Below are 20568 nucleotides of genomic sequence, written 5' to 3'. Positions count from 1 at the left end.
CGTGGGCGTGGCGCTCGTGGCCAGCGGACGGGGGGTGTCCCGGTGGAGGAGTTCGACTACATCGTGGTCGGTGCCGGCTCGGCCGGATGCGTCCTGGCCAACCGGCTGACCGAGGACCCGGGCACCCGGGTGCTCCTGGTCGAGGCCGGCGGTTGGGACCGCAGCCCCTTCGTCCGGATCCCCAAGGGCTTCAGCCGCCTCATGGACGACCGGCGCACCGCCTGGCACTACCCGGCGGAGGTCGCGCCCGGGCAGCGGGAGACCTGGCAGCGTGGGCGCCTGGTCGGCGGCTCCAGCTCGATCAACGGCATGATCTACGCCCGCGGCGACCGGGTCGACTACGACGGCCTGGAACGGCTCGGCAACCCCGGCTGGGGTTGGGACACCATGCTGCCGATCTTCAAGCGGTTGGAGGACAACCCGCTCGGTGCCTCCGAGGTGCGCGGCGCGGGCGGGCCGCTGCGGCTGTCGACGGCCACCGGCACCGACGAGCTGTGCGAGGAGACGATCGCGGCCGGCGTCGAGCTGGGCTGGCGCCGCGCGGACGACCTCAACGCCGCCGACGACGAGCGCATCGGCTACGTCATGGCGACGATCCGCGACGGCCGCCGGTCCAGCGCCGCCGACGCCTTCCTGCACCCGGTGCGCGACCGGCCCAACCTGACCGTCGCGGTGAACACCGTGGTGCTGCGCGTGGTCGTCGAGGACGGCCGGGCCGTCGGGGTGCGCGCCCGCCGCGACGGGCGGACGGTCGACTACCGGGCGGCCGCCGAGGTCGTCCTCGCCGCCGGCGCCATCGCCACGCCGCAGCTGCTCCAGGTCTCCGGGATCGGCCCGGCCGACACCCTGCGCGAGGCCGGGGTGACGGTGCTGGTCGACCGACCCCGGGTGGGCACCGGCCTGCGCGAGCACCGGCCGATGGTGGCGCAGTTCCGGCTCGCCGCCCGGGGCGGCTACAACCCGCTGCTCAACAGCCCGCTCGGGCAGGGTCGCGCCGCGCTGCGCTACCTGTTCACCCGGCGGGGCCCACTCGCGCTGCCGGTACACGACGTCGGGGCGTTCTTCCGATCCGGTCCCGACGTCGACCACCCGGACGCGCAGCTGCTGATGGCGCCGTTCTCGGCCGCGCCCCGCCGGGAGGGCCAGGCGTTGGAGCTGGAGCGTGAGCCGGGTCTGATGGGCCTGGTCACGGTCACCCGACCCGACAGCGAGGGCAGCCTCGCCATCACGTCGGCCGACCCGGGGACACCTCCTCGGATCGTCGCCAACTACTTCGGCACCGACCACGACCGTCGCCGCGCGGTCGCCGCGTTCCGGAGGATGCGGGAGCTGTTCGCCACCGGGCCCATCGCCAAACGGATCGCCGTGGAGACCCTCCCCGGGCCCGCGGTGCAGGACGACGAGGACATCGTCCGGGCCGCGGTGGAGCACGGCTACTGCGGCTACCACGCCGTGGGCACCTGCGCGATGGGCCCCGACGACGAGTCGGTGGTCGACCCGCAGCTGCGCGTCCGGGGCGTGGACGGCCTGCGGATCGCCGACGCCTCCGTGCTGCCGGTGCTGGTCTCGGGCTACCTCAACGCGCCGGTGATGGCGCTCGCCTGGCGCGCCGCCGACCTGATCCGCGGGGCCTGAGCGCGCGGCTGTCGCCGGTCGGACAGCCGCGCCGACGTTGGGCCGATGTACACCCTCCACCGGCACCGCCAGCATGGACGAAGAGGCTGGTCGATGCGCCGCTCTCCGGCGGTGCCATGATTCCACGAGGGAGCCCTCCATGCGTCCGACATCCACGACGAGACGGTTGCACCGCCTGCTGCTCGTACCCGTCCTCATCCTCGGCACCACCGCGCTCGCCCCGGCGACGGCCGGCGTCGCGTCGCCCGGCGACGCTTCGACGACGGCGGCGGCAGCGCCCGCGATGGCGGCCGGCTGGACGCCGGTCCCCGGTCAGGCCCAGGCCCGGTCCCGCCCCGGCACCGCCGTCTACGGCGGCGATCTGTGGGTCTTCGCCCGCGGCCCCGCCGGCACCGTGCGGACGAACCGGTACACGCTGCTGACCGACCAGTGGTCCGGCTGGTCCACCGTGCCCGGCTCGGCCGGAGCGACGTCCGCGCCGGTCGCCGCGGTGCACGGCGGTGACCTGCGGCTCTTCGTGCGGGGCAGCGGCGGCACGATCCGGTTCGCCCGCTACAGCCTGGCCACCGGCGAGTGGTCCGGCTGGTCCGCGATAGCCGGTTCGGCCGGTGCGGCCGCCGCGCCGGCGCTGTCGGTCTACGGCGGCGACCTGTGGGTGTTCGCCCGCACCTCCGCCGGCAAGCTGCGGGCCAACCGGTACACGCTGCTGACCGACCAGTGGTCCGGCTGGTCCACCGTGCCCGGCTCGGCCGGAGCGACGTCCGCGCCCGCGACCGCCGTCTACGGCGGTGACCTGTGGCTCTTCGTCCGGGGCGCGCAGGGCGCCGTCCGGACCGCCCGCTACACCCTGGTCGACGACCAGTGGTCGGGCTGGTCCGCGGTGCCGGGCCAGGCCGGCGCCACCTCCGCACCCGCGACCGCCGTCCACGGCGGCGACCTGCACGTGATCGTGCGCGGCTCGGGTGGCAACCTCCGCGCCGGCCGCTACACGTTGACCACCGGTGAGTGGTCGGCCTGGTCGGAGGTGGCTGCCGGACCGGGCGTGTCGGCTCCGGCCACCGCCACCTACGGCGGGGTGCTGCGGCTGTTCGTCCGCGGCGGGCAGGGGCGCGTCTTCCAGTACCCGCTCGGCTGACGGGCCGCCCGCGTGGCGCTCGGACCCGTGGTCGCGGCTCCCCCACCGTCGGGAGCGCGGCCGCGGGTCCGTGCGCGGAGCAGGGGCGGTCAGGGTCGGGGCGGCGCCGGCACGACGACCACGTGCAGGTTGCGGGGGCCGTGCACGCCCTCGACGCGGTCGAGTTCGATGTCGCTGGTGGCCGACGGGCCGCTGATCCAGGTCAGCGGGCGGCGGGGGTCGAGGCGGGCGATCGCGTCCGGGACGGCGGCCACGACCTGATCGGCGCGCAGCACGCAGACGTGCACGTCGGGCAGGAGGGTGATGACCCGGCGGCCCTGGTCGGGAGAGGCGTCGAGGATGATGGTGCCGGTCTCGGCGACGGCGACGGCCGCGCCGGTGACCACGCCGTCGAGCGCCGCGAGCCGCTCGGGGTCCAGCCCGTCGTCGGTGACCGCGTCGACGGTGTCGGGCAGCCACCGCGTGGGCAGCCCCGGGGGCACGACGATCCGCCGGCCGCCGAGGACCCGGTCCACCACCCGCGCGACCTCGGCGTCGACGCAGCGGTGCACGGTGGCGCGGTAGTCGACGAGTCGGTCGACGAGCAGGTCGATGTCGGCGGCGAGGGAGCCGGCGGGCCGATAGTCGCGGGGCGGCTCGGCGGGGCCGGCCGGGGCGGCGCCGCGGGCGGCGCGGAGGCGGGCGAGGACGATCTCGCGGGACGGGTTCACCGGTTGGCCCACCAGTCGCGGAAGGTCTCGGGGGGCGGTGTGGGCAGGTCACGACCCAGGGTCCAGCCCGACAGCGGCGGGGGCAGACCCCGACCGCGCCGGCCCGCGAACCGGGTCAGCCGCGCCGCGCGCTGCGCGGCCGCGTACAGGACGGGGTGGTCCATGGTGTACGCGGCGGCGGCCATGACGGTCGCCTCGGCCCTCGGGTGGGGCGCCTGGGCGCGCAGGTGAACCAGGAGTTCCGGAATGTTGATCTTCACCGGGCAGGCGTCGTAGCAAGCGCCGCAGAGCGACGACGCGTACGGCAGCGAGGCGTTGTCGGCCACGCCGGTGAGCTGCGGCGACAGCACCGCGCCGATCGGCCCCGGATACACCGACCCGTACGCGTGCCCGCCGGCGCGCTCGTAGACGGGGCAGACGTTGAGGCAGGCCGAGCAGCGGATGCAGTGCAACGCCTGCCGCCCCACCTCGTCGGCGAGCACCGCGCTGCGCCCGTTGTCCAGCAGCACCAGGTGGACGTTCTGCGGCCCGTCACCCGGGGTGACGCCCGTCCACATCGAGGTGTAGGGGTTCATCCGCTCCCCCGTCGAGGCGCGGGGCAGCAGTTGCAGGAACACCTCCAGGTCACGCCAGGTCGGCACCACCTTCTCCACACCCATCACGGTGATCAGTGTCTCGGGCAGGGTGAGGCACATCCGCCCGTTGCCCTCCGACTCCACGACCGCGAGGGTGCCGGTCTCGGCGACGGCGACGTTCGCGCCGGACACGGCGACGGGGGTGGTCAGGAACGTCTGCCGCAGATAGCGACGCGCCGCGGCGGCCAGGGCCGCGGGCTCGTCGGTCAGCCCGGGGTCCACACCGGGCATGGCCCGCAGGAAGATCTCCCGGATCTCCGCCCGGTTGCGGTGGATCGCGGGCACCAGGATGTGGCTGGGCCGGTCCTCGCCCAACTGCACGATCAGCTCGGCCAGATCGGTCTCCACGGCGGTGATCCCGGCGGCCGCCAGGGCCTCGTTGAGGCCGATCTCCTGGGTCGCCATCGACTTGACCTTGATCACCCGGTCGCTGCCGGTCGCGGCGACCAGCTCGGTCACGATGCGGTTGGCCTCCACCGCGTCGGCGGCCCAGTGCACGGTGCCGCCGGCCGCGACGACCGCCGCTTCCAACTGCTCCAGCAGCTCCGGCAGGCGGGCCATCACATCCGCCTTGATCGCCGACCCCGCCGCCCGCAGCCGCTCCCAGTCGGGCAACTCGGCGATGACCGCCCCCGACTTGCCCCGGATCGTGGTGGTCGCGTGGCGAAGGTTGCGGCGCAGTTGCGGGTCGGCGAGGCCGCGCCGGGCGGCGGCCGGGAACGGCTCGTCGCCGCGCAGGTGGCCGACGCCGGGGGGCGCGGTCGCCGGCATGCCGAGGAAGGTCCGGGTCATGACCGCACCACCGGGCGCCGATTCGCGTACACGGTCTCGCTGCTCTCCGTCGCGGCCAGGATCTCGGCGAGGTGGACCGTGCGTACGCCGGCGCGCAGCCGGCTCAGCCCACCGCCGATGTGCATGAGGCAGGACGAGTCACCGGCGGCACACACGTCGGCGCCGGTGGCGAGCACGTGCCGGAGCTTGTCGGCCAGCATCGCCGTCGACGTGTCCGCGTTCTTCACCGCGAAGGTGCCACCGAACCCGCAGCACTGCTCCGCCTGCGGCAACTCCACCAGGTCCAGGCCCCGGACCGCCCGCAGCAGCCGCAGGGGCCGCTCCCCCACCCGCAGCATGCGCAGGGAGTGACAGGTCGGGTGGAACGTGACCCGGTGCGGATAGTAGGCGCCGACGTCGGTCACCCCCAGCACGTCGACCAGGAACTCCGACAACTCGAACGTCCGTCGCGCCACCTCGTCCGCCTGCGCGGCCAGCCGCTCGTCGCCGGCCCGGCGGGCCACCGTCGCGTGCTGGTGACGCACCGAGCCCACGCAGGAGCCCGACGGCGCCACCACCACGTCGTAGGGCGCGAACGTCCGCACGTGCCGGCGGACCAGCGGCAGCGCCTGCGCCGGATAGCCCGTGTTCACGTGCATCTGCCCGCAGCAGGTCTGCGCCTCGGGAAACACCACCGTGTGGCCCAGCCGCTCCAGCAGCCGCACCGTCGCCACGGCCGCGGTGGGAAACATCGTGTCGGCCAGGCACGTCACGAACAGCGCGACCCGCATGGTCACCCGCCCATCCGATGTTCGACGGCCGCCAGGCACGCCTCCGATGTTTGCGCCTGAGGTTACAAAGGACGTTCCCGAGAAACAAGACTTCGCCCGACCGGCTCGCCGCGGACACCCCCGGGCACCCGCCTGAGCAGCCACGCCGTCGCCGGGGCGTCGGCGGCTCGACCGCCCGACGCGGATCGCGGCCTTGTGGACCGCCAGACGCCCTGATAGACATCGGATGTATTGCTGATGCGTTGCGAGACGGCGACTGGGGGCGACAGGTGAGACTGTTGCGGGTGGGCGCACCGGGGCAGGAGGCCCCGGCGCTGCTGGACGACGGTGGGCGGCTACGCGACCTCCGCGGGGTCGCCGACGACATCGACGGCGCGTTCCTGGCCGCCGACGGCCTGGCCCGGCTGGCCACGGCCACGGTGGACGACCTGCCGGTGCTCGACCGCACCGACCTGCGGGTCGGCCCACCCCTGCGCCCCGGCAAGGTCGTCTGCATCGGCCTGAACTACCGGGACCACGCCGCCGAGACGGGTGCGCCGCTGCCCGCCGAGCCGGTGGTCTTCCTGAAGGCACCCGACACGGTCGTCGGCCCCGACGACACCGTGCTGGTGCCCCGCGGCAGCACCAAGACCGACTGGGAGGTCGAGCTCGCCGTCGTCATCGGACGTCCCGCGCGCTACCTGACCAGCGCCGAGGAGGCGTTGGCGTGCGTCGCCGGCTACGCGGTGGCCAACGACGTGTCGGAGCGGGAGTTCCAGTTGGAACGCGGTGGGCAGTGGGACAAGGGCAAGTCCTGCGAGACCTTCAACCCGCTCGGGCCGTGGCTGGTCACCGCCGACGAGATCCCGGACCCGCAGAATCTCGGGCTGCGGCTGTGGGTCAACGGCGAGCTGCGGCAGGACGGCTCGACGAAGGACATGGTCTTCCCGGTGGCCGAGATCATCCGCTACCTGAGCTGGTTCATGGTGCTGCACCCGGGCGACGTCATCAACACCGGCACCCCGGCCGGGGTCGCCCTCGGCCAACCGGACCCGAAGCCGTACCTGACCGCCGGCGACGTCATCGAGCTGGAGATCGACGGCCTCGGTCGGCAACGCCAGGTGGTGGGGCAGGCATGATCTTCACCGCCCTCGACATCGCCGACCTCCGCTTCCCGACCTCGCTCTCCCTCGACGGCTCCGACGCGATGAACCCCGACCCGGACTACTCGGCCGCGTACGTGGTGATCCGCACCGACGGCGCGGACGGCCACGAGGGGCACGGCTTCGCCTTCACCATCGGCCGCGGCAACGACGTGCAGGCCGCGGCGATCGCGTCGCTGCGCCCGTACGTGGTGGGCCGGCCCGTGGCCGCGGTCCTCGCCGACCTCGGCGGCCTCTGGCGCGACCTCGTCCACGACTCGCAGCTGCGGTGGCTCGGCCCGGAGAAGGGCGTCATGCACATGGCGATCGCCGCGGTCGTCAACGCGCTGTGGGACCTGCGCGCCAAGCGCGAAGGGCTGCCCCTGTGGCAGCTGCTGAGCCGGCTGAGCCCGGAGGAGCTGGTCGACCTGGTCGACTTCCGCTACCTCAGCGACGCGTTGACCCGCGAGGAGGCCCTGGCCATCCTCCGCGCCGCGCAACCCGGGCGTGCCGCGCGCGAGGAGCACCTGCTGCGGGAGGGCTTCCCCGCCTACACGACCTCCCCCGGCTGGCTCGGCTACGACGACGACAAACTGCGCCGGCTCTGCAAGGAGGCGGTCGCCGACGGCTTCGGCCAGATCAAGCTGAAGGTCGGCGCCGACCTTGCCGACGACGTACGGCGGATGACCATCGCCCGGCAGATCTGCGGGCCGGACTTCCGCATCGCCGTCGACGCCAACCAGCGCTGGGACGTGCCGACCGCCATCACCTGGATGCGGGAGCTGGCGACCTTCGACCCGTACTGGGTGGAGGAGCCGACCAGCCCGGACGACGTGGTCGGTCACGCGACGATCGCCCGGGAGCTGGCGCCGATCCGCGTCGCCACCGGTGAGCACATCGCCAACCGGGTGGTGTTCAAGCAGCTGCTTCAGCTCGGCGCGGTCTCGTACGTCCAGATCGACGCGACCCGGGTCGGCGGGGTCAACGAGAACCTCGCCATCCTGCTGCTGGCGGCGAAGTTCGGCGTCCCGGTCTGCCCGCACGCCGGCGGGGTGGGCCTGTGCGAGCTGGTCCAGCACCTGTCGATGGTCGACTACGTGGCGGTCGCCGGTGACCTCAACGACCGGGTCATCGAGTACGTGGACCACCTGCACGAGCACTTCGTCGACCCCGTGGTCATCCGCCGGGGCCGCTACATCGCGCCGACCGCGCCCGGCTTCAGCGCGACGATCCACCCGCGGACGCTGACCGAGTACGCGTACCCGGACGGCCCGGTGTGGTCCGGCACGGCATCGAGCGGGGTCGCCCGCCGGCCGCGGCCGCGGCGGGCGGAGGAGGAGACCAACCATGGCTGAGTTCAGCGGCCTGGCGGCGGTGGTGACCGGCGGGGCGTCGGGCATCGGCCTGGCGACCGCGACCCTGCTCGCCGGCCGTGGCGCACGGGTGGCCTGCCTGGACCTGCACCCGGAGGGGATTCCCGAGCCCCTGCTCGGCCTGGCCGCCGACGTCACCGACGACGCCGCCGTCCGCGCGGCCGTCGCCGCGGCGGCGGAGGCGTTGGGCGGCATCGACGTCCTGGTCAACAACGCGGGTGTCGGGGCGGCGGGCACGGTGGAGGCCAACTCGGACGAGGAGTGGCACCGGGTGTTCGACGTCAACGTGGTCGGCCTCGTCCGGGTCACCCGGGCCGCGCTCCCCCACCTGCGCGCGTCGGCCCACGCCGCGATCGTCAACACCTGCTCGGTGGCGGCGACCGCCGGCCTGCCGCAACGCGCGCTGTACAGCGCGAGCAAGGGCGCCGTGCAGGCGCTCACCCGGGCGATGGCCGCCGACCACCTGAGCGAGGGCGTCCGGGTCAACTGCGTGAACCCCGGCACGGCGGACACCCCCTGGGTGCGGCGGCTGCTCGACGCCGCCGACGATCCGGCGGCGGAGCTGGCCGCGCTGCGGGCCCGCCAGCCCGCCGGGCGGCTGGTGACCGCCGACGAGGTGGCCGCCGCGATCGCGTACCTGGCGAGCCCCCTGGCCGGCGCGACGACCGGGAGCGTGCTGGCCGTCGACGGGGGGATGCAGGGCCTGCGGCTGCGTCCGTCCCCGCCGCCCGCCTGAACATCCGATGTACGTCGGCATCCTGATCTGACCTGTCCCGCGAAATCCCGCAGAAGGGTCTTGCGAGCGTCGATATCGGCTGATAGACATCCGATGTATTAACAGCGTGTTTCCCGCATGCCTCCGCGACGCGTTCACCGCATCCACACCGGACTGGAGGACCACCGTGAGACATTCCGTCAGGACGCCGATCGGGATCGCGCTCGCCGCGATCCTCGCCCTCGGCACCGCCGGCTGCGGCGAGTCGTCGAACGGCGCCGGTGGGAAGGCCGGGTCGGGTCCGCAGATCGGCATCGACCTGCCCCGCGCCGACACCGACTTCTGGAATTCCTACGCCAAGTACGTCCCCCAGTTCGCCGACGAGTACGACATCAACCTGATGTCCCCCACCAGCTCGCAGAACGACGTCGCCAAGCTCGTCGCCAACGTCCAGGCGATGACCAGCCAGGGCGCCAAGGCGATCGTGATGGCGCCCCAGGACACCGGCGCGATCGCCTCCACCCTGGACACCCTGGAGAACCGCAAGATCCCGGTGGTCTCGGTCGACACCCGCCCCGACAAGGGCAAGGTCTTCATGGTCGTCCGCGCGGACAACCGGGCCTACGGGCAGAAGGCCTGCGAGTTCCTGGGCGAGAAGCTCGGCGGCACCGGCAAGGTGATCGAGTTCCAGGGTTCGCTCTCCTCCATCAACGGCCGGGACCGGTCGGAGGCCTTCGCGGAGTGCATGCGGGCGAAGTTCCCCGGCATCACCATCTTCGAGGAGCCGACCGACTGGGAGGGGCCCAAGGCCGCGGCGGCGCTGCAGACCCGCCTGGCCCAGCACCCCGACATCAGGGGGATCTACATGCAGGCCGGTGGCGCATTCCTTGCGCCGACACTGCAGGTGCTGCGGTCGAAGAACCTGCTGGTCCCGCCGACGGACCCGAAGCACATCTTCGTCGTCTCCAACGACGGCATCCCGCAGGAGTTCGAGGCGATCCGCAAGGGCGAGATCGACGCCACCGTCTCCCAGCCGGCCGACCTCTACGCCAAGTGGGCGCTCTACTACGCGAAGGCGGCCGTCGAGGGCAAGACCTTCCAGCCCGGGCCGACCGACCACGACAGCACCATCATCGACGTCGGCAACGGGCTGGAGGACCAGCTCGCGGCCCCGCTGGTGACCAAGGAGAACGTCGACGATCCGGCGCTCTGGGGAAACCAGATCGGCAAGTGATGACCGGTCGCGATGAGGGCACGGGCGCCGCGGTCGGGGTCGCCCCCGCCGCGGAGGCCCGCGGTGTCTCCAAACGGTACGGCGCGACCGTCGCGCTGGACTCCGCCGGCCTCGTCGTGCGGGCCGGCGAGACCCACGCGCTGGTCGGGCGCAACGGCGCCGGCAAGTCCACCCTGGTGTCGATCCTGACCGGCCTGCAACGACCGGACAGCGGCGAGATCAGCTTCGACGGCGCGCCGGCGCCCGCGCCGGCCGACCGGGACGCCTGGCGGCAACGCGTCGCCTGCGTCTATCAGAAGTCCACCATCATCCCCGCGCTCACGGTCGCGGAGAACCTCTTCCTCAACCGGCAGGCCGGCCGCGGCCCGATCGACTGGCGCGGGCTGCGGCGGCGCGCCGCCGACCTGCTGGGCGGATACGGCGTGGAGGTCGATCCGGCCGCGCCGGCCGGCTCGCTCACCGTCGAGCAGCGCCAGCTCGTCGAGATCGCGCGGGCGCTCTCGTTCGGCGCCCGGTTCATCATCCTCGACGAGCCGACCGCGCAGCTCGACGCCGCCGCGATCGACCGACTCTTCGGCCGGATGCGGGAGCTGCGGGCCGCCGGGGTCACCTTCCTGTTCATCTCGCACCACCTCCAGGAGGTCTACGAGGTGTGTCAGGCGGTGACCGTGCTGCGCGACGCCCGACACATCCTCACCCAGCCGGTCACGGCGATCTCCCGCGACGAACTGGTCGCCGCGATGACCGGCGACACCGGCCCGGCGCTCACCACCGGAACCGACCGGCCACCGGTCCCGCGGACCGCCCCGGTGGTGCTCGACGTGGCCGACCTGCGGCTCGCCGGTCACTACGAGGACGTCGACCTGACCGTACGGGCCGGCGAACTGGTCGGCGTGATCGGTTCGGCCAGCAGCGGGAAGGTGGCGCTCGCCGAGACGGTCGCCGGGCTGCGCCGGGCCGACGCCGGCACGGTGACGATCGCCGGCGGCGCCCCGAAGCCGGGCAGCGTGCCCGCCGCGCTCGCCGCCGGGCTCGGCTACCTACCGCAGGACCGGCACCGGGAAGGACTCGTGCCGCTGCTGTCGGTGGCCGAGAACGCCACCCTGCCGATCGCCGACCGGCTCGGCCCCGCCGGGATCGTCGCGCCCGCCCGGCAGCGCGCCGCCGCCGAACGCATGATCCGGACGTACGACATCAAGACCGACGGACCGCACCAGCCGGTCAGCGGCCTCTCCGGCGGCAACGCCCAGAAGGTCGTCCTGGCCCGGGCCCTGGCCAACGAACCCCGGGTGCTCGTGCTGGTGAACCCCACCGCCGGGGTGGACGTCCGCTCCAAGGCGTCGCTGCTCGACGCCGTCGCCGGGGCCGCGGCCGGGGGCACCGGCGTGCTGATCGTCTCCGACGAGCTCGACGACCTGCGCTCGTGCGACCGGGTGCTGGTGATGTTCCACGGTCGGACCGTCCGGGAGGTGCCCCGAGGTTGGACGGACGCCGAACTGGTGGCCGCAGTGGAGGGAGTGGAGCAGCCGTGACCGGCACCCAGACGATCGTCAAGCCCCCGGCACCGCGCGGCGACCGGCCCCGCGCCGGACGGCTCCCCCTGGCCCGCCTGCGGGACCTCGCGTTGGTCCCCGCCATCCTGCTGCTCGTCGTGGTGGGCGCGATCATCGACCCGGTGTTCCTCAGCGCCGCCAACATCACCAACGTGCTGCAGCAACAGACCGAACTGGCGCTGCTCGTGCTCGCCGAGGCGATCATCCTCATCGCCGGCAAGTTCGACCTGTCGTTGGAGTCGACCATCGGGCTGGCGCCGGCGCTGGCCGTCGCACTGGTCATCCCGGCGGCCAGCAACGGGCTGGGCACCGAGCTGCCGGCCAGCCTGGCCATCGTCCTCTGCCTGCTCACCGGTCTGGTGGTCGGCGCGTTCAACGGCCTGCTGATCCTGCGGTTCAAGCTGTCCGCGTTCATCGTGACCCTGGGCATGCTGATCGTGCTGCGGGGCCTGCAGATCGGGATCACCGGCGGGCAGAACCTGTTCGACATCCCGCCCTCGGTGCTCTACCTGGGCAGCGCGGTCTGGCTCGGCGTGCCCGCGTCGATCTGGATCAGCGGCACCCTGTTCCTGGTGGGCGTCGTCGCGCTCGGCTTCTTCCGGCACGGGCGGGCCGTCTACGCCATCGGCGGCAACACCGACGCGGCCCGCGCCGCCGGCATCCGCACCGACCGCGTGGTCTGGGTCGTCCTGATGATCGGTGGCCTGCTGGCGGCGTTGGCGGGCCTGCTGATGACCGGCCGGCTCGGCTCGGTCGCCGCCGCGCAGGGCGACGGCATGATCTTCACGGTCTTCGCCGCCGCGGTGATCGGCGGGATCAGCCTCGACGGTGGCAAGGGGACGCTCTTCGGCGCCCTCTGCGGCGTCATCGTCCTCGGTCTGATCAACAACATCCTGACCCTCGCCGGGGTCTCCGCCCAGTGGATCCAGGCGATCTACGGCGGCATCATCCTGGTCGCCCTGATCCTGGCCCGCCTCACCTCCGGCAAGGCCCAGGACTAGATGGTCACCGCCGGCGCCGGGCAGCTCCCGGCGCCCGGGTCGGTGCCGGAGAGGAGCTCCGCCCATGCCGCGGATCGCCCTGCACACCCGGCTGAAGCCGGGCAGCGAACGCGAGTACGACGAGGTCCACGCCAGCATCCCCGCGGAGCTGGCGGCGGCGTTGCGCGCCGCCGGGGTGCACGACTGGACGATCTGGCGCGACGGCCGGGACCTGTTCCACCTGGTGGAGGTCGAGGACTACCAGCGGATGCGGCACGAGCTGCGCGACCACCCGGTGAACGTGGCCTGGCAGGCCCGGATGGCGGCGCTGCTCGACGTGCCGGACGACTACTCGGGCACGGACTCCGGGCTGTCCCTGGTCTGGGCCCTGTCCGCGGAGCGGGACGGGGCCGCGGCGTGACCCGCGTGGGACGGTCGGCGGTGACCGTGAGTGGGCTCGGTCTCGGCTGCGCCCAGCTCGGCAACCTCTACACGTCGATCGGTGACGCCGACGCCGCCGCCACCGTGGCGGCCGCCTGGGACTGCGGCATCCGCTACTTCGACACGGCACCGCACTACGGTCTCGGGCTGTCCGAGCGTCGCCTCGGTGACGCGCTGCGCGGCCTGCCCCGCGCGGCGTACACGGTCAGCACGAAGGTCGGCCGGCTGCTCGTACCCGACCCGGGCGGCGCCGACCGTCGCGACCCGGAGGGCTTCGACGTGGCGGCCGACCACCGGCGGGTGTGGGACTTCACCGCCGACGGCGTGCGTCGCTCGCTGGACGCGAGCCTGGCGCGGCTCGGCCTCGACCGGATCGACATCGTGCTGATCCACGACCCGGAGGACCACCAGGAAGCGGCGCTGACGCAGGCCTACCCGGCGCTGCACGAGCTGCGGGCGCAGGGCGTGGTCGGCGCGATCGGGGTCGGGTCGAAGGACTGGCGGGTGCTGCACCGCTTCGTCGCCGGCACCGACGTCGACGCGGTGATGGTGGCCGGCCGCTACACCCTGCTGGAGCAGCCCGCTCTCGACACGCTGCTCCCCGAGTGCGCGCGCCGGGACGCCTCGGTGTTCAACGTCGGCGTGTTCAACAGCGGCCTGCTCGCCGTGTCCCGCCCCCACACCGGCCTGCCCTACGAGTACGGCGACGTGCCGCCCGCGGTGCTCGACCGGGCCTGGGCGATCGCCGACGTCTGCGCCCGGCACGGCACCACGCTGCCGGCCGCGGCGCTCGCCTTCGCCGCCGCGCATCCGGCGGTCGCAGCGGTCGTCGTGGGTGCCCACGGCCCCGAACAGGTGCGACGCAACACCGCGCTGGCGGCGGCGGAGCCGCCGGAGGCCGGATTCTGGTCGGAGCTGATCGCCGAGGGCCTGCTGCGCCCCGACGCGCCGCTGCCCACCCCGGTCGGTGCCGCATGATCGTCGACGCGCACCACCACCTGTGGCGGATCGAGGACGGCTACCGGTGGCTCGACGCTCCGGAGCTCACCCCGATCCGGCGTTCGTTCGGCCCCGACGACCTGCGGCGGGAGCTGTCGGCCGCCGGGGTGACCCGCACCGTCCTGGTGGAGGGGGGCCGCTGCGACACCGCCGAGGCGGCCGTGCTGCTCGCGTACGCGCGGTCCTCGGCGGAGATCGCCGGGGTGGTCGCCTGGGTCGACCCCGCCGATCCCGCGCTCGCCGATACCATCGCCGGCTACCGCCGGTCGCCCGGCGGGGACCTCCTGGTCGGCGTTCGGCCGCAGCTGCAGGCCGAGACGGACCCGGACTATCTGGACCGCGAGCCGGTCCGGCGTGGTCTGCGCACCGTCGCCGAGGCCGGGCTGGTTTTCGACGCGGTGGTCCGGGCCGACCAGCTGCCGGCCCTCGCCCGGGCCGCCCGCGACGTCCCCGAGCTGCGGTTCGTCCTCGACCACCTGGGCAAGCCCCGGATCCGGGACGGGGCGTCGGGGCTGGCCGAGTGGGCCGCGCCGATCGCCGCGCTCGCCGCGTCGCCGAACGTCACCGCCAAGCTGTCCGGGCTGGTCACCGAGGCGGACTGGGCCGGGTGGCGGGTGGCCGACCTGAAACCGTTCGTGGCCGAGGCGGTCGAGCGGTTCGGACCGCAACGGCTGATGTTCGGGTCCGACTGGCCGGTGTGCCGGCTCGCCGCCGACTACCAGCGGGTGCTGTCGGCGCTGGACGAGGCGCTGCCGCCACTGTCGGCCGCCGAGCGGGCGGCCGTGTTCGGCGACACCGCCGTACGCGCCTACCGGCTGCGGTGGTGAAGGGCCTCATACTCTGCGGTACGGAACAGGGTGGAGGAGAACGTGGCAGTCACGGACGAGGCGATCGACAAGATCAAGCAGATGATCGTCGCCGGCGAGTTGCGCCCGGGTGACCGCCTGCCGCGCGAGCCCGACCTGGCCGAACGGCTCGGCCTGTCCCGCAACTCGCTGCGGGAGGCGGTCAAGGCGCTGTCGCTGATCCGGGTCCTGGACGTGCGGCAGGGCGACGGGACGTACGTGACGAGCCTGGACCCGGCGCTGCTGCTCGACGCCCTGAGCTTCGTCGTCGACTTCCACCGCGACGACACCGTGCTGGAGTTCCTGGAGGTCCGGCGGATCCTCGAACCCGCCGCGACCGCGCTCGCCGCGCAGCGGGCCTCCGCGGCGGACGTCCACGCGCTGCGTGCCGTCCTGGACCGGCTGGGCGACGACCCGACCGTCGACGAGTTGGTCGCGAACGACCTGGAGTTCCATCGGCTCATCGCGGTCTGCGCGGGGAACAACGTGCTCACGTCGCTGCTCGACAGCCTCTCCGGCCCGACCACCCGCGCCCGGATCTGGCGAGGTCTCACCCAGGAGGGCGCGGTCGCCAAGACCCGCGAACAGCACGCGGCGATCCTGGAGGCGGTCGCCTCCGGGCAGGCCGAGCTGGCCCGGTCGTGGGCGACGGTGCACGTCGCCGGCGTGGAGCAGTGGCTGCACCGGGCGCTGTGACCACTCGGGCCGTCGGTGCCGCCGATACCGGGCGCGCGGCGGCCACCCACCCGGCCGCGCCCACCCGGGGCGGCCGCCCACCCGGGTGACGCCGGTCGGGCGCCGGTGCCCGGGTGGGCGACCCCGTGCTCAGCGGACGTGCACGAAGACCGGGTTCGAGTAGAACCAGAGGTCGTCCCACGGGCTCTCCAGCCCGTCGGCGAGCGGCTCCATCTCGTCGGTGCTGGTGCCGCGCACCCGGGCGTACAGGTCCGTCTCCACACCGCGCAGCGTGTGCCGGATGACGTACTCGGCACCCTGCCGACGCCAGTCGCGGGGGCCGAACCGGGCCACCACCTTGGTGGTGGGGTTGGTGTCGGCGTCCAGGTTGGCGCTCGGGCCGGTGATCTGGCCGACGATCAGGTCGACCCGGCGCACCTCCGGACGGTCGCCGTGGGCGTTGACGCCGTCCAGCGGCCGGAACCGGATCTCGATCTCGACGTCGCTGCGGTTGCGGCGGGTCAGCGTGATCGTCTCGCCGGTCGCGGCGGTGCGGCCCTGGCTCTTCGCCGTCAGGTCGAGGCTCGTGATCAGGTCGCCGGTGGTGACGAAGATCCGGCCGTTGCGCAGGCCGTCCATGATGTCGGCGTAGTCCTGCCGCGCGTGCACGTAGGTCTTGCTGTACTCGCCCGGCCAGAAGTCCGAGCCACCCCGGGTCCAGTGCACGTGCGAGTCGGAGGTCGCGGTGATCCACCAGCGCCGGCCCTCGCCGAGCAGCGAGTCCCACAGGCCACCGACCCGGGCGGTCATCTGGTCGAAGCCACCGTGGGTCGGGTAGTTGCCGTAGCCGCCGCGCTTGCCGCCGTTGAGCGGGCCGGCCTGGTGGCCGGGCGCGCCCTCGAAGCCGACGTAGACCTCCGGCGCGACGTTGTGCCCGTTGCGGAACTCACGCGGGGTGTCCTGTCCGTACACGCCGAGGCCGGGTGCCGACCGGGAGGCGTGGTGCGCGATCACCAGCGGCTGGTGCGGCATGCCCCGGGCGACCTTCAGGAACTCGATCATCTTCCCCTCGGTGTCCCGGCTCGGGTCCGTGGGGAAGGCGTCGTACTTGGCGAACCGGCTCTCCAGCTCGAAGAGCATCTTCGCCTCGTCGTTGTGCCGCGGGATCATCAGCGTGTGGTGGTCCAGGGCCGGAGCGTCGAACTCCATGCCCCAGAACTGCAGCACCTCGGGGACCAGCTTCCGCGACAGCAGCAGGTCCGGGTACGCCTGCTCCAGGTTGACCTTGGAGTGGGTCGGCCCGCCGTGGTCGGTGCACATGGCCCAGGTCAGGCCGAAGTTCTTGGCCATGATGGCGTTGGTGACGATCGGGTAGACCGCGTCGGCGCCCTTGTGGAACTTCGGCGGGTTGACCGAGGTGTCGAACTCACCGCTGTACTCCGAGTGCACGTGGTGGTCGCCCGCCCGCCACGACCGCTTGCCCGAGTCGCCGGGCTTGGCGGGGCCCCGCTCGTCCTCCTCGGCGTACGCCGCGGTCGCGCCGACCAGCGGGCTCGCGGCGGCCAGCGTCGCGCCGACGCCCGCGTACTTGACCAGCTGCCGTCGGGAGAGCTGCGACCGCTCGGTGTTCTCCAGATCCTTCTCCGGCACGATGACGCACTCCTCGCTCACATGGTTGCCTGTCTCAACCAGACAGCCTTCGCAGCGTGGTTGAACCGGGCCTGTACGGGACACGCGCGGCGAATGAACAGCGGCGCGATCTCCGCTGACGGCGGTGACTCCGCTCACCCGGAGCGACCGCGCCGGCGCGCTGCGGTGAGCCGACGATCGTCACACCGTCCGGCGTTACGGCTTCGGCGTCGCGGGTCCTACGCTGGGCCGAGCGCCGCAGCACGACGGAGGGGAGACCGCGATGAGCCAGACGGACAGCACCGACCGCGTCGAGGAGTGGAACGTGGCCGAGGACGACGGCGTCCTGGACGCCTCGGACACCCTCGACGACGACCGCGTCGGCGACCCCCTCGATACCGGCATCATCGCCGAGGACCACTGGTCGGGCGCGAACCGGTACGGCACCACGCCGGCCGAGGAACGGGCGGGCGAGTCCCTCGACCAGCTGCTGGCCCAGGAGGAGCCGGACATCGACCCGTACGCCGAGGGCGGCGACGACGAGGACGAGCTGACCCGGCGGGGCTACGAGCGCGAGACACGCGCGGGCCGGCTGGTCGCGTACGACGAGGGTCTGGGCGAGGACACCGAGGCCGAGTCGGTGGCGTGGGACGCCGGGATCGACGCCGGCGCCGCCAGCGCCGAGGAGGCGGCGATCCACCTGGTCGACGACCCGGACGGCCCCGGCGACGGCCCGCTGCGCTGAGCGTCGCGCCCGGTGGGCCCGCCGGTTCTCACGCCTCGCGACGCGGACCGTGGGCCACGACGGCCGCTACGATTGGACCCAGCGGTCCATAAGAGGGGCGGTGGCATGGCGACGACGTTCACCCGCAAGGGCAGCACGACCCGGCAGCGGATCATCGAGGGCGCGGCCGCCGAGATCCGGGAGCGGGGCATCGCCGCGTTCCGGCTCGACGACGTGCTGGCCCGCACCCGGACCAGCAAGAGCCAGCTCTTCCACTACTTCCCCGCCGGCAAGGAGGAGCTGCTGCTCGCGGTGGCCCAGCTCGAGGCCGACCGGGTGCTGAGCGACCAGCAGCCGATGCTCGGCGATCTCGGCTCCTGGCCGGCCTGGCAGGCGTGGCGCGACCAGGTCGTCGCCCGCTACCTCGCCCAGGGCCAGGAGTGCCCGCTGCAGACGCTGTTCTCACAGATCGGCGGCCGTACGCCCGGCGCCCGGGCGGTGGTGACCGAGCTGATGCGGCAGTGGCAGTCGGAGATCACCGCCGGGATCCGGCGGATGCAGGACGCCGGCGAGATGAGGACCGACGTGGACGCCGACCGGGCTGGCGCGGCCCTGCTCGCCGGCATCCAGGGCGGTGTGGTGGTGATGCTCTCGACGGGGGACATCGGCCATCTGGAGGCGGCCCTGGACGTCGGCATCGACAACCTCCGCGTCGACGCCGGGACGGGCCGTCCCGGCGGACGCTGATCCCCGGCCCGAACGTCCCCGGATGCGCGCCGGCCCCCGCCGGGCACGCGCGACGGCGTGCCCGGCGGGGCCGGCGCGGTGCTCAGTGGATGACGACCGGCGTCTTGAGCTCATCGCCCGGCGTCCCGTCGAGCAGGTGCGACGGCTCCCGCCGGCGCGGCAGGAACGCGGCGGGGATGAACGTGAGCGCCACGAGCGCGAACGCCACCCAGAACGTGTTGGCGAACGCGTGGGCCGCGAAGTCGAGACCCCGCTCGATCAGCGACGGCTCGACCGGCATCTGCTGGGTCAGCTCTGGCCGCTGCTGGCTGGCGATGGCCAGGCCAGCCTCGGTGACCGGCTCGCCGCTCGGGTCGGTCACGCCCGGGATCACCCGCGAGCCGTTCAGCTCGTTGGTGAGGATCACCGACATGACGGCCGCGCCGACCGAGCCGCCGATCTGCTGGAGGATGTTGACCAGCGTGGAACCGCGGGCGACCTCCTGGGCGTGCAGCGTCTTCAACGCCGACGTCATGATCGGCATCATCGTGCCGCCCATGCCGAGGCCCATGACGAACAGCGACCCGCAGAGCAGCAGGTACGGGGTGTTGGCGTCGAGCTGGGTGAACGTGAAGAACCCGAGGACGATCAGCCCCAGCGCGAACGGGACGGTGCGGCCGACGGGCACCTTGTCGGCGAGGGTGCCGGCGATCGGCATCGTGATCATCGCGCCGATGCCCTGCGGGGCCATCAGCAGGCCCGCCGCGAGCGTCGACTCGCCGCGCACCTGCAGGAAGTAGCTCGGGAAGAGCAGGCCGGCGCCCATGAACGCGATGATGAACACGAACAGGGTGACCGACGCGACGGTGAGGTTGCGGTTGGCGAACAGCCGCAGGTCGAGCAGCGGGTGCCGCGAGCGGAACGAGTAGAGGACGAACGCGACCAGCAGCGCGGCGCCGACCAGCATCGGACCCCAGACCTCGGGGTCGCCGAACGTCCCGGCCTCGGGCAGCGACGAGACGCCGTAGAGGAACAGCGCGAGGCCCGGCGAGAGCATCAGCATGCCGAGGAAGTCGAACGACTCGGACGGCTCCGGGTCGTCCTTCGGCAGGGCCAGCTGCGCGTAGATGAGCGCGATCACGCCGATCGGCAGGTTGATCAGGAAGATCCAGTGCCAGCTCGCGATGTCGATCAGCCACCCGCCGAGGATCGGGCCGCCGATCGGGCCGAGCAGCATGGGAATGCCGAGGACGGCCATCAGCCGACCGATGCGGTGCGGCCCGGCCGCCCGGGTCATGATCGTCATGCCGATCGGCATGAGCATGCCGCCGCCGAGGCCCTGCACGACACGGTAGGTGATCAGCTGACCGATCGTGTCGGCGGTGGCGCACAGCCCGGACCCGATGGTGAACAGGGCCAGCGCCACCATGTAGAGACGCTTCGTGCCGAACCGGTCGGCAGCCCACCCGCTGATCGGGATCACCGTCGCCAGGGCGAGGGTGTACGCGGTCATCGTCCACGCGACCCGGGCGTAGGACGCGTCGAACTCGTTCTGGAACTTGGGCAGCGCGACGCTGACCACCGTCACGTCGAGGATCGACATGATCGCACCGAGCACGACGACGCCTGCCACCTTGAGAACCGCGGCGTCGAGCTTGTCCGATGTCGCGACCGGTTGCGGTGTCGCGACAGGTTGCTGTGTCACAAGATCTCCTGAAGTCGGCTTGCCGGCGGACGCGAGCGGCGGTGGCGTGACGGCGCCGGGCGAGGGACGAGCGCGGCTGCGGAGGGGCGACGCTCGCAGGGCAGCGTAATCGCCGCCGGCGACACTCCGCCCCGGATTAACGCCGCGTCGGGGTCCGGCGAGACGTTCGTC

Annotated in this window: 19 protein-coding genes; 14 read left to right on the top strand and 5 right to left on the bottom strand. The window is 73.1% G+C overall.

Going from position 1 to position 20568, the window contains the following annotated elements:
• The first annotated feature begins 42 nt into the window (after positions 1-42).
• Positions 43-1635, top strand: coding sequence for a GMC family oxidoreductase (locus ACIBTV_RS05875; protein WP_396702824.1), 1593 nt, complete (start codon positions 43-45; stop codon positions 1633-1635).
• A 139-nt stretch (positions 1636-1774) separates the two neighbouring features.
• Positions 1775-2770, top strand: coding sequence for a hypothetical protein (locus ACIBTV_RS05870; RefSeq protein WP_396702822.1), 996 nt, complete (start codon positions 1775-1777; stop codon positions 2768-2770).
• An 89-nt stretch (positions 2771-2859) separates the two neighbouring features.
• On the opposite strand, the gene ACIBTV_RS05865 is transcribed toward ACIBTV_RS05870, so the two are convergent.
• Genes ACIBTV_RS05865 through ACIBTV_RS05855 form a run of 3 tightly spaced genes read right to left on the bottom strand, consistent with a single transcriptional unit; the run spans position 2860 to position 5677 of the window.
• Positions 2860-3492, bottom strand: a complete 633-nt coding sequence (locus ACIBTV_RS05865) for a lactate utilization protein C (protein ID WP_396702820.1) — start codon at positions 3490-3492, stop codon at positions 2860-2862.
• On the bottom strand, positions 3477-4907 hold the full coding sequence (locus ACIBTV_RS05860) for a lactate utilization protein B (RefSeq protein ID WP_396702818.1): 1431 nt from the start codon (positions 4905-4907) through the stop codon (positions 3477-3479). The genes ACIBTV_RS05865 and ACIBTV_RS05860 overlap by 16 nt, the downstream gene beginning before the upstream one ends.
• Positions 4904-5677, bottom strand: a complete 774-nt coding sequence (locus ACIBTV_RS05855) for a (Fe-S)-binding protein (RefSeq protein WP_396702883.1) — start codon at positions 5675-5677, stop codon at positions 4904-4906. The genes ACIBTV_RS05860 and ACIBTV_RS05855 overlap by 4 nt, the downstream gene beginning before the upstream one ends.
• A gap of 269 nt (positions 5678-5946) precedes the next feature.
• On the opposite strand from ACIBTV_RS05855, the gene ACIBTV_RS05850 reads away from it, so the two are divergent.
• The 10 genes from ACIBTV_RS05850 (at position 5947) to ACIBTV_RS05805 (ending at position 15634) form a co-directional block, all read left to right on the top strand.
• Complete coding sequence (locus ACIBTV_RS05850) at positions 5947-6795, top strand: fumarylacetoacetate hydrolase family protein (protein ID WP_396702816.1); 849 nt, start codon at positions 5947-5949, stop codon at positions 6793-6795.
• Entirely contained in the window at positions 6792-8153 is a 1362-nt protein-coding gene (locus ACIBTV_RS05845; RefSeq protein WP_396702814.1) for an L-fuconate dehydratase, read from the top strand. Before ACIBTV_RS05850 ends, ACIBTV_RS05845 begins: the two co-directional genes overlap by 4 nt.
• A complete protein-coding gene (locus tag ACIBTV_RS05840) occupies positions 8146-8907 on the top strand; it encodes an SDR family NAD(P)-dependent oxidoreductase (RefSeq protein ID WP_396702812.1) in 762 nt (253 codons plus the stop codon). The genes ACIBTV_RS05845 and ACIBTV_RS05840 overlap by 8 nt, the downstream gene beginning before the upstream one ends.
• A 166-nt stretch (positions 8908-9073) precedes the next feature.
• Positions 9074-10120, top strand: coding sequence for a sugar ABC transporter substrate-binding protein (locus tag ACIBTV_RS05835; protein ID WP_396702810.1), 1047 nt, complete (start codon positions 9074-9076; stop codon positions 10118-10120).
• Positions 10120-11652, top strand: a complete 1533-nt coding sequence (locus ACIBTV_RS05830) for a sugar ABC transporter ATP-binding protein (protein WP_396702808.1) — start codon at positions 10120-10122, stop codon at positions 11650-11652. The genes ACIBTV_RS05835 and ACIBTV_RS05830 overlap by 1 nt, the downstream gene beginning before the upstream one ends.
• A complete protein-coding gene (locus ACIBTV_RS05825) occupies positions 11649-12674 on the top strand; it encodes an ABC transporter permease (protein ID WP_396702806.1) in 1026 nt (341 codons plus the stop codon). Before ACIBTV_RS05830 ends, ACIBTV_RS05825 begins: the two co-directional genes overlap by 4 nt.
• 64 nt (positions 12675-12738) lie before the next feature.
• Positions 12739-13074 carry an L-rhamnose mutarotase gene (locus ACIBTV_RS05820; RefSeq protein WP_396702804.1) on the top strand — a complete coding sequence of 112 codons (336 nt, stop codon included), beginning with the start codon at positions 12739-12741 and terminating at the stop codon, positions 13072-13074.
• A complete protein-coding gene (locus ACIBTV_RS05815; protein WP_396702802.1) occupies positions 13071-14072 on the top strand; it encodes an aldo/keto reductase in 1002 nt (333 codons plus the stop codon). Before ACIBTV_RS05820 ends, ACIBTV_RS05815 begins: the two co-directional genes overlap by 4 nt.
• Positions 14069-14920: an amidohydrolase family protein gene (locus tag ACIBTV_RS05810; RefSeq protein WP_396702800.1), complete on the top strand. Its 852-nt coding sequence runs from the start codon at positions 14069-14071 to the stop codon at positions 14918-14920. The genes ACIBTV_RS05815 and ACIBTV_RS05810 overlap by 4 nt, the downstream gene beginning before the upstream one ends.
• A 42-nt stretch (positions 14921-14962) precedes the next feature.
• Positions 14963-15634 (top strand): FadR/GntR family transcriptional regulator, encoded by a 672-nt coding sequence (locus ACIBTV_RS05805; RefSeq protein WP_396702799.1) that lies wholly within the window; start codon positions 14963-14965, stop codon positions 15632-15634.
• Between the two features lie 129 nt (positions 15635-15763).
• Here ACIBTV_RS05805 and ACIBTV_RS05800 read toward each other — a convergent pair whose 3' ends face one another.
• The gene (locus ACIBTV_RS05800) at positions 15764-17263 is read right to left on the bottom strand and encodes a phosphoesterase (protein ID WP_396702797.1); all 1500 of its coding nucleotides are present in this window, start codon (positions 17261-17263) and stop codon (positions 15764-15766) included.
• Between the two features lie 262 nt (positions 17264-17525).
• On the opposite strand from ACIBTV_RS05800, the gene ACIBTV_RS05795 reads away from it, so the two are divergent.
• Together ACIBTV_RS05795 and ACIBTV_RS05790 are read left to right on the top strand one after the other, a co-directional pair.
• The gene (locus ACIBTV_RS05795; protein WP_396702795.1) at positions 17526-17987 is read left to right on the top strand and encodes a DUF5709 domain-containing protein; all 462 of its coding nucleotides are present in this window, start codon (positions 17526-17528) and stop codon (positions 17985-17987) included.
• Positions 17988-18092: 105 nt separating this feature from the next.
• Entirely contained in the window at positions 18093-18713 is a 621-nt protein-coding gene (locus tag ACIBTV_RS05790) for a TetR/AcrR family transcriptional regulator (RefSeq protein ID WP_396702793.1), read from the top strand.
• Positions 18714-18795: 82 nt separating this feature from the next.
• Here ACIBTV_RS05790 and ACIBTV_RS05785 read toward each other — a convergent pair whose 3' ends face one another.
• Positions 18796-20397 carry a DHA2 family efflux MFS transporter permease subunit gene (locus ACIBTV_RS05785; RefSeq protein WP_396702791.1) on the bottom strand — a complete coding sequence of 534 codons (1602 nt, stop codon included), beginning with the start codon at positions 20395-20397 and terminating at the stop codon, positions 18796-18798.
• Positions 20398-20568 lie beyond the last annotated feature (171 nt).

It is taken from the genome of Micromonospora sp. NPDC049366 (assembly GCF_044466625.1).
Lineage (GTDB): Bacteria > Actinomycetota > Actinomycetes > Mycobacteriales > Micromonosporaceae > Micromonospora.
Note: the sequence above shows the minus strand (reverse complement) of the source record. Positions and strands in the feature narration are given on the sequence as shown.

Coding starts and splice junctions, on each gene's coding strand:
- ACIBTV_RS05830 (WP_396702808.1), top strand. CDS start 10,120: ATGACCGGTCGCGATGAGGGCACGGGCGCCGCGGTCGGGGTCGCCCCC.
- ACIBTV_RS05820 (WP_396702804.1), top strand. CDS start 12,739: ATGCCGCGGATCGCCCTGCACACCCGGCTGAAGCCGGGCAGCGAACGC.
- ACIBTV_RS05860 (WP_396702818.1), bottom strand. CDS start 4,907: ATGACCCGGACCTTCCTCGGCATGCCGGCGACCGCGCCCCCCGGCGTC.
- ACIBTV_RS05795 (WP_396702795.1), top strand. CDS start 17,526: ATGAGCCAGACGGACAGCACCGACCGCGTCGAGGAGTGGAACGTGGCC.
- ACIBTV_RS05810 (WP_396702800.1), top strand. CDS start 14,069: ATGATCGTCGACGCGCACCACCACCTGTGGCGGATCGAGGACGGCTAC.
- ACIBTV_RS05855 (WP_396702883.1), bottom strand. CDS start 5,677: ATGCGGGTCGCGCTGTTCGTGACGTGCCTGGCCGACACGATGTTTCCC.
- ACIBTV_RS05870 (WP_396702822.1), top strand. CDS start 1,775: ATGCGTCCGACATCCACGACGAGACGGTTGCACCGCCTGCTGCTCGTA.
- ACIBTV_RS05790 (WP_396702793.1), top strand. CDS start 18,093: ATGGCGACGACGTTCACCCGCAAGGGCAGCACGACCCGGCAGCGGATC.
- ACIBTV_RS05840 (WP_396702812.1), top strand. CDS start 8,146: ATGGCTGAGTTCAGCGGCCTGGCGGCGGTGGTGACCGGCGGGGCGTCG.
- ACIBTV_RS05845 (WP_396702814.1), top strand. CDS start 6,792: ATGATCTTCACCGCCCTCGACATCGCCGACCTCCGCTTCCCGACCTCG.